Genomic DNA, 11,059 nt, shown 5'->3' on the forward strand with positions numbered 1-11,059 from the left:
TCGGCGACCGCCCGGACCGGGGCTACGGCCGCCCTGCCGGCGAGCGCCGCTTCGCCGACCGGGGCCCGTCCGACCGGGAGCGCGGCGAGCGCCGCTTCGGTGACCGGGACGACCGCCGGTTCACCGGCCACCGGGGGGCCGGCGAGCGCGATGCCCAGGGCGACCGGCGCTTCGACGACCGGCCGACCGGCGGGCGCGGTTTCGACGACCGGCCGGCCGACGGACGGCGTTTCGGCGACCGGGACGGGCGGGGTGACCGGCGGTTCGGCGAGCGGGGCGGCGACTTCCGGACCCCGGAGCGCCGGGGCGGCTTCCGCCCGGACGGACGGGGCCGGGACGATCGGCGGGGCTTCGGCGGGCGGCCGCCGGTGCGCGCCCACTGAGCTGACGGCACGACGGGACGCCGTCGTCGGGCAACCGCCCGGCGGCGGCGTTTCCGCATCCCGTGCCGGTACCCGCCGGGTGGCGTAACGTCCGATTCATGCCGACCATGCCGAAGTCCCTCTTCTGGGCCAGGACCGACACCGCCGGCTCCGAGCACGTCGTTCTCGACGACCGTCAGGGCCTCACCGCGCAGGGCGTCGCGCTGGCCGTCGACCCGATCCCCTACACCTGCCGCTACCGGTTGACCGTCGGCGCGGACTGGTCGGCCAGCGGGCTGGAGGTCGAGGTCGAGGGGGCCGGCTGGGCCCGGAGCGTACGGCTGGCGCGGGGTGGGGACGGCTGGCAGGTGCGTACCGGCGAGGAGGGCAACCTGGACGCGGCGCTGGAGGCGGCCGGGCACCCCGCTGCCGGGCTGCCGGGCACGGAGGAACCGGACCAGCTGACCGATGCGCTCGACGTGGACCTGGGCGGCTCACCGCTGTTCAACACCCTCCCGGTACGCCGGCTCGGGTTGGGCCGCGCCCCGGCGGACCTGGCCCGGCAGATCACCGTGGCCTGGGTCCTGGTGCCCAGCCTGCTGGTGGTCCCCGCGGAGCAGGTCTACACCTCGCTCGGCCCGGGGCGGATCCGCTTCGCCAGCGGCACGTTCAGCGCCGACCTCGACGTGGACCCGGACGGCTTCGTGGTCCGCTACCCGGGCCTGGCCGAGCGGATCGGCCCGCGCTGACCGTCCCGGCCGGCGGCGACCGTCAGGCCGGCCAGGCGCCGGTGTCGAGGAACCGGTCGATGGTGGCCAGGTGTGGCGCGAGGTCCAGGCCCTGCGCGGCGACCCACTCGTCGGCGTAGTAGGTGTCGGCGTAGCGGTCGCCGGGATCGCAGATCAGGGTGACCACCGAGCCGGTCCGGCCGGCGGCGAGCAACTCGGCGATCAGCCCGAAGGCACCCCACAGGTTGGTGCCGGTGGAGCCGCCCACCCGCCGGCCGAGGACGGTCGACCCGGCCCGCATCGCGGCCAGCGAGGCGGCGTCGGGCACCCGGACCATCCGGTCCACCACCGAGGGCAGGAAGGACGCCTCGACGCAGGGCCGGCCGATCCCCTCGATCCGGGAGCCACGGTCGGTGCGTACCGACCAGTCGCCGGCCTGCCAGGCCGGGTAGAAGGCGGAGTTCTCCGGGTCGACCACGCAGAGCTTGGTGGGCAGCCGCCGGTACCGGGCGTACCGGCCGATGGTGGCGCTGGTGCCGCCGGTGCCGGCGCCCACCACGATCCACGCCGGCACGGGGTGCCGCTCCAGCGCCAGCTGGGCGTAGATCGCCTCGGCGATGTTGTTGTTGCCCCGCCAGTCGGTGGCCCGCTCGGCGTAGGTGAACTGGTCCATGAAGTGCCCGCCGGTGTCCTCGGCGAGCCAGCGCGCCTCGATCACCACCTTGGCCGGGTCGTCGACCAGGTGGCAGCGCCCGCCCTGGAACTCGATCTGGGCGATCTTCTCGGGCGATGTGGAGGCGGGCATGACCGCGATGAACGGCAGCCCCAGCATCCGGGCGAAGTACGCCTCGGAGACCGCGGTCGACCCGGAGGACGCCTCGACGATCGTGGTGTCCGGGCCGATCCAGCCGTTGCACAGCCCGTATAGGAAGAGCGAGCGGGCGAGCCGGTGCTTGAGCGAACCGGTGGGGTGCACCGACTCGTCCTTGAGATAGAGGTCGATGCCCCACTCCCGCGGCAGCGGGAAGGGCAGGAGGTGGGTGTCGGCGGAGCGGTTGGCGTCCGCCTCGACCGCGGCGATCGCCTCGGTCACCCAGGCCCGGCTGGCCTCGTCACACCGGTCGAGATGAGTCACGCCGGCAACGTTACAAGCGAGGTCAGCCCGCGTCCGGACGGGTCCGGCGGCGCTGCCGGCGCTGACCGGCCCGGCCCGCCGCCCGGACCACCGGGACGAGCGCCAGGGCCAGCCGGGGGAAGGTGTCGAGGAGCCGGACCTGGGCGCCCCGCCAGCGCGGCAGGCTGACCACCGGCTGCGGCCGGCGGGCCAGCCGCACGGCCCGCGCGGCCACCCGCTCCGGCGTCAGCAGCGTCCCGGTGAAGGAGGCCAGGGCCCCGGGGTCGTCGAGCTTGTCGTGCAGCATCGGCGTCCAGATCCCGTCCGGGCACAGGCACGACACGTGTACGTCCCGGACACCGGCCATCCGCAGGTCGGTGAGGGTGCCGAGGCTGAACGCGAGCAGCGCGTGCTTGCTGGCCGCGTAGACGGTCTCGCCCGGGGCGGCGATCAGCCCGGCGAGGGACACGACGTTGAGCACGTGCCCGTGTCCCTGGGCCCGCATGACGCCGAGCGCGGCGAGGGTGCCGTGCATCGCCCCGAGCGCGTTCACCTCGACCAGCCGACGGCGGGTCGCCGCGTCATGCGTCCAGGCGGGACCGGTGGCCAGGACGCCGGCGTTGTTCACCCAGAGGCCCAGACCGCCGGTCGCGCCCGCCGCCTCCGCCGCCACCTCGACACAGGCCGCCTCGTCGCGTACGTCGAGCGGGCGGGACCAGCCGCCGAGCGGGGCGGCGGCGGCCGCCACCGCCGTGGCGTCGACGTCGGTGAGCAGGACCGACCAGCCGTCGGCGTGCAGCGCGGCGGCGATCGCCCGGCCCAGCCCGCCGGCCGCCCCGGTCACCACGGCCGCGCCCCGCGTCGAGATCGTCATCGGCGCACGGTAGCGCCGCGCGCGGGCCGGGGCCAGACCTCTTCACCCACCTGCAAACTTGATGACGTCGACGATTCGGCGCGCCGGACTCCGCCCCGGGCGGGGACGCCCCGAATCGCGGCGGCCCGCGACCTCCCCGCCGGCCCCGGACACGCCTCGCGGCAACCCCGCGGGCGGGTGAGTCGTCTGCGTCATCAGGTTTGCAGCGGGGCGGAGGAGCGGTCTGGGGCCCCGGCGTTGACGGAGCGTGAGGTCAGGAGGCGGGCAGCTCGACCGGCTGGGGGCGGTTCTCCCACTTCGTCGACAGCGCGATGCCGGTCCGGGTGGAGGCCACCCCCGGCGTCCGGTTCAGCCGGACGATCAGCTGCTCCAACTCGGCGATGGTGCCGACCCGGGCCTTGAGCAGAAAGGACTCGACCCCGGCCATGAAGTAGCAGGATTCGATCTCCGGCATCTGCCGGAACGCCTCCAGCACGTCATCGGTGTCGGCGGTGGAGTCCTCCACGATGCCGATCAGCGCGGTGACCGCGAGGCCGATCGCCTCCGGCTCCACCTCGGCCCGGTACGCCCGGATGATCCCGCCGGCCTCGAGCTTGCCGACCCGCTCGTGCACCGCCGGGGCGGAGAGGCCCACCTGGCGGGCCAGCTCGGCGTACGACAGGCGGGCATTGCCGCGCAGCAGCTCCACGAGGCTCAGGTCGATCGCGTCCACGGAGAGTGACCCTATCCGTTCCGCCGTGACGTGAGACGGTCGGCACCAGTTGAACATGACATCACGTTGGCATTCACAAACGGACCGTCATGGGAGCTCACCGCCGGTACCATTTACTAACTTCTCATCGTGTGCGTTTTTCGCGTTTGGCGGACAGGCCAGGTCGCCGGTGCTGTAATTGCCATACGTCCCTCATGACGGCTCTGGGCTCGCACCGGCCGGGGGCAGTGTGTTCAGCCGGGGGCTTCGTCGACGCGAGGAGGGGGCTGTGGACACTGGAGATCGCCTGCTGACACCGGGAGAGGTCGCTGCGCTGTTTCGGGTTGACCCGAAGACCGTGACCAGATGGGCAGCGGCCGGCCGGATAGGCAGCATCCGGACTCCAGGCGGGCATCGCCGGTTTCGGGAATCCGAGGTGCGGGCCCTGCTTGAAGGGGAGGGAATGCTGGACGAGGCGGAGGACATGGGCAGGGCGCGCAACATGGGCCCGACCGCCTCGACCGGCCCCGGCCCGGCGAACGCCGGCATGTACTGACCGATCAGGGCGCGGATCGGGCCTCAGGTTCGGTCCGCGTCCTGTCGGGCCGCCGCCAGCTCACCCGACCAGCGCCGGAACAGGGTGTGCGGCACACCGAGCGCGTCCAGCACCTTGCCGGCCACGAAGTCGACCAGTTGCTGGGCGGAGGCCGCCGCTCCCGCGCCGTAGAAGCCGGGGCTGGCCGGCAGCACCACGGCGCCGGCATCGTGCAGCGCGATGAGGTGCTCCAGGTGGCTGCGGGTAACCGGGGTCTCCCGGGGCACCACCACCACCGGCCGGCGCTCCTTGAGGTTCACCTCGGCGGCGCGCTGCAACAGGTCCTTGGAGAGTCCGATCGCGATGCCGGCGCAGGCCGCCGTGCTCGCCGGCACGACCGCCATCCCGCGTACCCGGTAGGAGCCGCTGCTGGGGCCGGCGGCGAGATCGCCGGCGGGCCAGTGCCGCAGGTCGGCATCGGCCAGGTCGCGGCCCAGCCAGGCCGCCAGGTCCTCGGCCCAGTGCCCGTCCCGGAACGGGCGGCCGGTCTCGTCGAGGATGGTCAGCCGGGCGGCCCGGGAGACGATCAGGTCCACCGCCGCACCGGCGTCCAGCAGGCCGCGGACGACCGCGGCCGCGTACGGCGTGCCGGACGCCCCGGAGACGCCGACCACCCATGGTTCGCGCATACCGTCCAGCCTGCCTGGTCGGCTCCCGAGCCGGACGGGGACCCCCGGGAGAAAGCGTCCCGGGACGTCCTGGTTGTCCCACGACGACCGATGATGTCCACCCGGGCGGCGCCGCTTCCGGCGACCTGCCATGCTTCCGTCGGGATTCACGTCCATGGGAGGGACCGGGTGATGACGGAGGCCGTGCTCCGGTCGCTGCGGTCCGACTGCCCGATCGCGCCCCGGCTCTCCCCGTACGCCGATCGGGTGCAGGACTGGCTCGTCGATCAGCTGGACCGGCTCGACCTGCCGCCGGGCCCCGCGGCCCGGCAGCGGCTGGCCCGGGCCGGCTTCGCCCGCTACGCCGGCCGGCTCTATCCGGACGCCACCGAATCCGACCTGCGGGCACTGGCCGCGCTGTTCACCTGGTTCTTCCTGGTCGACGACGCCTGCGACGGGCCGGGCCGGCCGGATCCGGCGCCGATCCGGGCGCTGCGGGACGGCACGCTCGCCCTGCTCCGGGAGGGCCCTCGGGCTCGGCACCCCGGCTTCTCCGGCCCGCTGCGGCGGCTGCTGGTGCGGGCCTGGCGGGAGCCCCGGCGCCGGATGCCGGCCCGCTGGCGGTTGCGCTTCGCCGACGCCGTCGCCGACCACCTCGACGGCGTCTGGCGGGAGGCGGTGGCCCGGCGTACCGGCCGTCCGCCGGGGGTCGACGAGTACGTGGAGCTGCGCCGGGCCACCTCGGCGGCGTACGTGGCGTACCCGCTGATCGAGTTCGCCGCCGCCCGTCCGCTGCCCGACGCGGTCTACCACCACCCCGCGCTGCGCGGGCTCGGCCAGCTCGCCAACGACCTGCTCTCCTGGTTCAACGACATCGCCTCGCTGGCCCGGGACCGGGCCGCCGGCGGCGGGCACAACCTGGTGCTGGCCGTGGCCGCCGAGCGGGACGTGCCGGTGGCGGACGCGGTGGAGCTGGTCGCCGCGCGCTGGCGCGCGGAGATGGCGCGCTTCACGGCGTTACGCGCCGCCGTGCCGTCGTTCGGTCCGGCGCTGGACGAGTCGGTCACCACCTATCTCGACGGGGTGGCCAACGCGGTCCGGGGCACCGTCGACTGGACGCTGGAGAGCGCCCGCTACCCGGCCGCCGCCTGAGCGGGCGCCGGCACCCGCCTCGCCTCAGGGGCGCAGGCCGAGACGGACCACCAGGTCGAGCAGGGCGAAGACGAACAGCGCGATGCCGACGAAGCCGTTGGCGGTGAAGAACGCCCGGTTGACCTTGCTGAGGTCGGTCGGGCTGACCACCAGGTGCTGGTAGCCGAAGGCGGCCGCGGTGAGCGCCAGCCCGATCCACCAGAGCCAGCCGAAGCCGACCAGCGCACCGAACCAGATGAACAGCGCGAACGTGATCACGTGCGCCACCGTGGAGGCGTGCAGGGCGAAGCGCCGGCCGTAGCGGGCCGGGACGCTGTGCACCCCGATCTCCCGGTCGATCTCCGAGTCCTGGCAGGCGTAGATCAGGTCGAACCCGCCGATCCACAGGCCGACGGCGGCGCCGAGCAGCCAGGCCGGCCAGGAGCCGGCGAGGGTGCCGGTGACCGCCAGCCAGGCGCCGACCGGGCCGACCGCCTGGGCGATCGCCAGGATGGCGTGCGGCCAGTTGGTGAACCGCTTGCCGTACGGGTAGACGACCAGCGGGATCACGGCGAGCGGGGCGAGCGCCAGGCAGAGCGGGTTGAGCAGGGCGGCGGCGACGAGGAAGACCACCAGCGCGACGGCCGCGCCGGTCCAGGCCGTGCGGACGCTCACCGCCCCGGTGACCAGCTCCCGGCCGGCGGTACGCGGGTTCCGCGCGTCGATCCGCCGGTCGAGGATCCGGTTGGCGGCCATGGCGAACGTCCGTGCCCCGACCATCGCCACGGTGATCAGCAGCAGGTCGAGCCAGCGGACGTGCCCGCCGTCGACCCGCATCGCGGTCAGCGCCGACAGGTACGCGAACGGCAGCGCGAAGACCGAGTGCTCGATCGTGACCAGCTTGAGGAAGGACTTGACGCGGCCGGGCCGCTCCAGCACGGCTGTCATCAGATCCCGTACTCCTTCCAGCGCTTGTCGACCAGCGAGACCACCTCGGGCGACATGGTCATCTCCTCCGGCCAGCCCCGGGTGTAGCCCTCGGTGGGCAGCTTGCGGGTGGCGTCGATGCCCGCCTTGCCGCCCCAGAACTGCTGGTACGACGAGTGGTCCAGGTGGTCGACCGGGCCCTCGGTGACCAGCAGGTCGCGGGCGTAGTCGACGTTGCCGAAGGCGCGGAACGCCACCTCGTTGTAGTCGTGCACGTCGCAGTCCTCGTCGACGATCACGATGAGCTTGGTCAGCGACATCAGGTGGGCGCCCCAGATCGCGTTCATCACCTTCTGCGCGTGCTTGGGGTAGCGCTTGCGGATGGAGACGATCGCGCAGTTGTGGAAGACGCCGGCGGCGGGCAGGTCGTAGTCGACGATGTCCGGGATCATCAGTTTGAGCAGCGGCAGGAAGATCCGCTCGGTGGCCTTGCCGAGCCCGTGGTCCTCCTGTGGCGGCTTGGACGTGATGATCGAGTGGTAGACGGCGTCCCGCTGCATGGTCATCGTCTCGACGTGCAGCACCGGGAACGGCTCGACCGGGGTGTAGAAGCCGGTGTGGTCGCCGAACGGCCCCTCCGGCAGCCGCTCACCGGGCTCCAGGTATCCCTCCAGCACGATCTGCGCGTGCGCCGGGACCTGCAACGGCACGGTCAGGCAGTCGACCATCTCCACCCGCTCGCCGCGCAGGAAGCCGGCGAACAGGTACTCGTCGATGTCGCTGGGCAGCGGCGCGGTGGCGGCGTACGAGACCACCGGATCGCAGCCGATGGCGATGGCGACCGGGAGGCGCTGGCCGAGCCGTTCGGCGACCGCGTGGTGGGCGGTGGAGTCCTTGTGGATCTGCCAGTGCATGCCCAGCGTGTTGCGGCTGTGCTGCTGAAGCCGGTAGAGCCCGAGGTTGCGCTTGCCGGTCTCGGGGTGCTTGGTGTGGGTCAGCCCATAGTTGTGGAAGATGCCGCCGTCGCCGGGCCAGACCTGGAGGCCGGGCAGCCGGTTCAGGTCGACGTCGTCGCCCCGGTAGACCACCTGCTGGCAGGGGGCGGTCTTCACCTTGCGCGGCGGCACCGACTTGAGCTGCATGACCTTGCCCAGGCCCTCGCGGATGCCGGACCAGCCGACCGGCAGCTCCGGCTTGATCAGCCCGCCGATCCGCGCGCCGATCTCGTCCAGCGAGTCGACGCCGAGTGCCATCGCCATCCGCTTCTCGGTGCCGAACAGGTTGATCGCCACCGGCAGCTCGCCCCGGGTCGGCCGCTCGAAGAGCAGCGCCGGGCCGCCGTCCCGGACGGTCCGGGTGACCACCTCGCTGATCTCCAGCGTGGGGTCGACCGGGACGCTCACCCGCCGCAGCTCGCCCGCGCGCTCCAGCGCCGCGAGAAAGTCCTTGAGATCGGTGTACGGGAAGCCACGAGCCGCCATACCCGCCAGTCTCCCCCACCGGCTCCCACCCCGCCCCAGCCGGGTCACCCGCCTGACGCCGTGTGCGCTCCATCACAAGCGGCCCCGATCGGGGCCGAATCTGTCGGTGCGCGGCGGCAGCATTCGGGAGCCGTTGCCGGAGAAGAAAAAGGAACCTGATGCCGCGCCGCACCTCCGTAGCCCTGAACGTCGTCGAGCGAGGCGCGGGGACGCCCGTGCTCGCGCTGCACGGCTGGACGCCGGACCACCGCCTGATGCTCGGCTGTCTGGAGCCCGTCTTCGCCGGGCGCCCCGGGTACCGGCGGCTGTACCCCGACCTGCCAGCGATGGGGGCGTCCCCGGCGCCGCCGTCGATCGCCAGCTCCGACGACGTGCTCGCCGCAGTGCAGGACTTCGTGGACGAGGCCCTTGGCGACACGCCGTTCCTGCTCGTCGGCGAGTCGTACGGCGGCTACCTCGCGCGCGCTCTCGTCCGCTCCCGGCCCGAGCAGGTGCTCGGGCTGGCGCTGATCTGCCCCGTCGGCACCGCGTTGGAGCACAGCGAGCGGCGGGTGCCGGAGCGGCAGGTGCTGCGCCCGGACCCGGAGCTGCTCGCCTCCACCGACGCCGAGACAGCGGCGGAGTTCGCGGACATCTCGGTCGTGCAGACCCCGGAGACGTTGCGACGGTTCCGCGGCGAGGTCCTGGCCGGTCTCGATGTCGCCGACACCGAGGCGATGGCGCGCATCCGGCAACGCTGGACATTCAGCGAGGACCCCGAGGGCGAGGTGCCGTTCACCCGCCCGACCCTGATCCTCACCGGGCGGCAGGACCACGCCGTGGGCTACCTCGATCAGTTCGCGTTGCTGCCGCACTATCCGCGGGCGACGTTCGCGGTGCTCGACGTGGCCGGCCACAACCTGCAGATCGAGCAGCCGGCGCTGTTCGACGCCCTGATGGGCGAGTGGCTCGACCGGGTCGCCGCCGAACTCTGAACCCGCGGGAGGAGGTCAGCGGCCGCGGGCCAGGTGCACGAACGCACGCCAGGCGGCCGGGCTGAAGGTCAGCACGGCCCCGTCGCGGTCCTTGCTGTCGCGTACGGCGACCACGCCGGGGAGGTTGTCGGCCACCTCGACGCAGTTGCCGCCGTTGGTGCTGCTCCGGGTGCTGGTGCGCCACCGGGCGCCGGTCAGCTCCATGATTCCGCCACCTTCGCTAGCAACTCGATCGACTGTCGGGGCGGCAGCGCCTCGCCCTGGATCGACTCCCAGGACGCCCGGACGGCCAGCACGTCCTCGGTGTGGTCGATCACCTGGCCCTTGAGCTGGTCGTCCAGGTAGGCGACATCCTCCCCGGTGGGAAGCGTAGCCAGCACGAAGGCCCCGGCGACACCCGTATATGCGCCGACCGAGGCGGGCACGACCTGCAGCCGCACCCGGGGATGGTCATTGACCACCTTCACCAGGCGCAACAACTGCTCGCGCATCACCAGCGGGCCGCCGACCGGACGGCGCAGCACGTGCTCGTCCAGCACCGCGACGAGCTGCGGCGGCCGCTCGCCGGTCAGCACCGCCTGCCGCTCCAGCCGCGCCGCCGCCCGCCGCTCCACCTCCTCCTCGTCGAACAGGCCGATGCTGCGGAACAGGGCGCGGGCGTAGGCGGAGGTCTGCAGCAAGCCGGGCACCACCATGTTCTCGAACGACCGGAGTACGATCGCCTGCCGCTCGTTGGCCTCCCACTCCCGCATCCACTGCGGCGACCCGAACCGGACCAGCATCCGGGCGAACGCGCCGCCGGTGTCGAGCGCGACGTCGACCCGATCCCAGAAGTCCGGCGGCGGCTTACGCGCCCCGGTCTCGACCATCGCCACCGTCGACGGCGAATAGTTGATCGCCTTCGCCAGCTCCTCCTGGGTCATCTTCCGGGCGGCCCGCATGTGCCGCAGCTCCTCGATCAGCACCCGCAACCGCTCGTCCATCCGCACTTCTCCTCACCACCGCGCCCCGCGTTTCTCACCGACCTCACCGGCGACCCGGTCCGGCACACAGGGCGACCAAATGCCTTCCGAGCGTAGCCCCGTCCTCACCAGACTGTGCACAACGGAACCGCCCGGATCCGATCCGAGAGGACGGACGGAACCGTGGAGGGGCCGTCCGGCACGTCGGCGACGGACGGCCCCTCTTCCAAGTCAGCTGCCAGAAAGGGAGGGCGCCGATGACCGGCTCTCCGCAGCCCACGCGGCTCCACGTCCCCCTCCGCCCGATGTGGCTCTGCCGGGCCTGTGGTGCTCCGTGGCCCTGCGCCACGGCCCGGCTGAATCTCCTGGCCGACTACCGAAACAGCCACGTCGCCCTGTCGATCTACCTCGCCGGGATGCTGTACAACGCCGTCGAAGACCTGCACCGGCTCAACCCGCACGACGCGCCGAAGCCCGGAGCGCTGCACGATCGCTTCCTCGGCTGGGCAGCCCAGGGCTATTGCGTAAATCTGGTGACGCTATGTGATGGCATCGATGAGTTGGGTTGATCGTCGGTTGGCGGTGCGGGTCGCGGCGGCGATGTTCGTGGCG

Annotated in this window: 13 protein-coding genes and 1 pseudogene; 6 read left to right on the forward strand and 8 right to left on the reverse strand. The window is 72.8% G+C overall.

The features are described 5' to 3' along the window. Both EFE23_RS28300 and EFE23_RS25905 read left to right on the forward strand, forming a co-directional pair. Window positions 1-383 (forward strand): annotated as a pseudogene (locus EFE23_RS28300) (DEAD/DEAH box helicase); the annotation flags it as partial. 107 nt (window positions 384-490) lie between these two features. Next, window positions 491-1,111 (forward strand): putative glycolipid-binding domain-containing protein, encoded by a 621-nt coding sequence (locus tag EFE23_RS25905; RefSeq protein WP_123243523.1) that lies wholly within the window; start codon window positions 491-493, stop codon window positions 1,109-1,111. 22 nt (window positions 1,112-1,133) lie between these two features. Here EFE23_RS25905 and cds1 read toward each other — a convergent pair whose 3' ends face one another. From cds1 to EFE23_RS25920, 3 genes are all read right to left on the reverse strand, one after another. Further along, window positions 1,134-2,225, reverse strand: coding sequence for an L-cysteine desulfhydrase Cds1 (cds1, locus tag EFE23_RS25910; RefSeq protein WP_123243511.1), 1,092 nt, complete (start codon window positions 2,223-2,225; stop codon window positions 1,134-1,136). Window positions 2,226-2,247: 22 nt separating this feature from the next. Further along, window positions 2,248-3,078 (reverse strand): SDR family NAD(P)-dependent oxidoreductase, encoded by an 831-nt coding sequence (locus tag EFE23_RS25915; protein ID WP_123243512.1) that lies wholly within the window; start codon window positions 3,076-3,078, stop codon window positions 2,248-2,250. A gap of 253 nt (window positions 3,079-3,331) precedes the next feature. Beyond that, entirely contained in the window at window positions 3,332-3,790 is a 459-nt protein-coding gene (locus EFE23_RS25920; protein ID WP_123243513.1) for an Lrp/AsnC family transcriptional regulator, read from the reverse strand. A 268-nt stretch (window positions 3,791-4,058) separates the two neighbouring features. Here EFE23_RS25920 and EFE23_RS25925 point away from each other — a divergent pair, with 268 nt between their 5' ends. After that, the gene (locus tag EFE23_RS25925; protein WP_123243514.1) at window positions 4,059-4,325 is read left to right on the forward strand and encodes a BldC family transcriptional regulator; all 267 of its coding nucleotides are present in this window, start codon (window positions 4,059-4,061) and stop codon (window positions 4,323-4,325) included. Between the two features lie 23 nt (window positions 4,326-4,348). Here EFE23_RS25925 and EFE23_RS25930 read toward each other — a convergent pair whose 3' ends face one another. Next, window positions 4,349-4,993 (reverse strand): UbiX family flavin prenyltransferase, encoded by a 645-nt coding sequence (locus tag EFE23_RS25930; protein WP_123243515.1) that lies wholly within the window; start codon window positions 4,991-4,993, stop codon window positions 4,349-4,351. A 171-nt stretch (window positions 4,994-5,164) separates the two neighbouring features. On the opposite strand from EFE23_RS25930, the gene EFE23_RS25935 reads away from it, so the two are divergent. Beyond that, on the forward strand, window positions 5,165-6,124 hold the full coding sequence (locus EFE23_RS25935) for a terpene synthase family protein (protein WP_123243516.1): 960 nt from the start codon (window positions 5,165-5,167) through the stop codon (window positions 6,122-6,124). A gap of 24 nt (window positions 6,125-6,148) precedes the next feature. On the opposite strand, the gene mqnP is transcribed toward EFE23_RS25935, so the two are convergent. Both mqnP and EFE23_RS25945 read right to left on the reverse strand, forming a co-directional pair. After that, window positions 6,149-7,051 (reverse strand): menaquinone biosynthesis prenyltransferase MqnP, encoded by a 903-nt coding sequence (gene mqnP / locus EFE23_RS25940; RefSeq protein WP_199737241.1) that lies wholly within the window; start codon window positions 7,049-7,051, stop codon window positions 6,149-6,151. Next, the gene (locus tag EFE23_RS25945; RefSeq protein WP_123243518.1) at window positions 7,051-8,511 is read right to left on the reverse strand and encodes a menaquinone biosynthesis decarboxylase; all 1,461 of its coding nucleotides are present in this window, start codon (window positions 8,509-8,511) and stop codon (window positions 7,051-7,053) included. The genes mqnP and EFE23_RS25945 overlap by 1 nt, the downstream gene beginning before the upstream one ends. 158 nt (window positions 8,512-8,669) lie before the next feature. Between EFE23_RS25945 and EFE23_RS25950 the strand changes: the two genes are divergently transcribed. Further along, on the forward strand, window positions 8,670-9,485 hold the full coding sequence (locus EFE23_RS25950) for an alpha/beta fold hydrolase (RefSeq protein WP_123243519.1): 816 nt from the start codon (window positions 8,670-8,672) through the stop codon (window positions 9,483-9,485). 15 nt (window positions 9,486-9,500) lie between these two features. On the opposite strand, the gene EFE23_RS25955 is transcribed toward EFE23_RS25950, so the two are convergent. Then, the gene (locus tag EFE23_RS25955; RefSeq protein ID WP_123243520.1) at window positions 9,501-9,689 is read right to left on the reverse strand and encodes a DUF397 domain-containing protein; all 189 of its coding nucleotides are present in this window, start codon (window positions 9,687-9,689) and stop codon (window positions 9,501-9,503) included. Next, window positions 9,680-10,468: a helix-turn-helix domain-containing protein gene (locus EFE23_RS25960; protein WP_123243521.1), complete on the reverse strand. Its 789-nt coding sequence runs from the start codon at window positions 10,466-10,468 to the stop codon at window positions 9,680-9,682. Before EFE23_RS25960 ends, EFE23_RS25955 begins: the two co-directional genes overlap by 10 nt. Before the next feature lie 236 nt (window positions 10,469-10,704). Between EFE23_RS25960 and EFE23_RS25965 the strand changes: the two genes are divergently transcribed. After that, a complete protein-coding gene (locus tag EFE23_RS25965) occupies window positions 10,705-11,016 on the forward strand; it encodes a hypothetical protein (RefSeq protein ID WP_123243522.1) in 312 nt (103 codons plus the stop codon). Window positions 11,017-11,059 lie beyond the last annotated feature (43 nt).

The organism is Micromonospora solifontis, assembly GCF_003725545.1.
Classification (GTDB): domain Bacteria; phylum Actinomycetota; class Actinomycetes; order Mycobacteriales; family Micromonosporaceae; genus Micromonospora; species Micromonospora solifontis.

Bases quoted from the DNA above. Each gene is read 5' to 3' on its own strand.
- EFE23_RS25955 (WP_123243520.1), bottom strand. From the start codon at position 9,689: ATGGAGCTGACCGGCGCCCGGTGGCGCACCAGCACCCGGAGCAGCACC.
- EFE23_RS25915 (WP_123243512.1), bottom strand. From the start codon at position 3,078: ATGACGATCTCGACGCGGGGCGCGGCCGTGGTGACCGGGGCGGCCGGC.
- EFE23_RS25905 (WP_123243523.1), top strand. From the start codon at position 491: ATGCCGAAGTCCCTCTTCTGGGCCAGGACCGACACCGCCGGCTCCGAG.
- EFE23_RS25930 (WP_123243515.1), bottom strand. From the start codon at position 4,993: ATGCGCGAACCATGGGTGGTCGGCGTCTCCGGGGCGTCCGGCACGCCG.
- EFE23_RS25965 (WP_123243522.1), top strand. From the start codon at position 10,705: ATGACCGGCTCTCCGCAGCCCACGCGGCTCCACGTCCCCCTCCGCCCG.
- EFE23_RS25935 (WP_123243516.1), top strand. From the start codon at position 5,165: ATGACGGAGGCCGTGCTCCGGTCGCTGCGGTCCGACTGCCCGATCGCG.
- mqnP (WP_199737241.1), bottom strand. From the start codon at position 7,051: ATGACAGCCGTGCTGGAGCGGCCCGGCCGCGTCAAGTCCTTCCTCAAG.
- EFE23_RS25950 (WP_123243519.1), top strand. From the start codon at position 8,670: ATGCCGCGCCGCACCTCCGTAGCCCTGAACGTCGTCGAGCGAGGCGCG.
- EFE23_RS25960 (WP_123243521.1), bottom strand. From the start codon at position 10,468: ATGGACGAGCGGTTGCGGGTGCTGATCGAGGAGCTGCGGCACATGCGG.
- EFE23_RS25945 (WP_123243518.1), bottom strand. From the start codon at position 8,511: ATGGCGGCTCGTGGCTTCCCGTACACCGATCTCAAGGACTTTCTCGCG.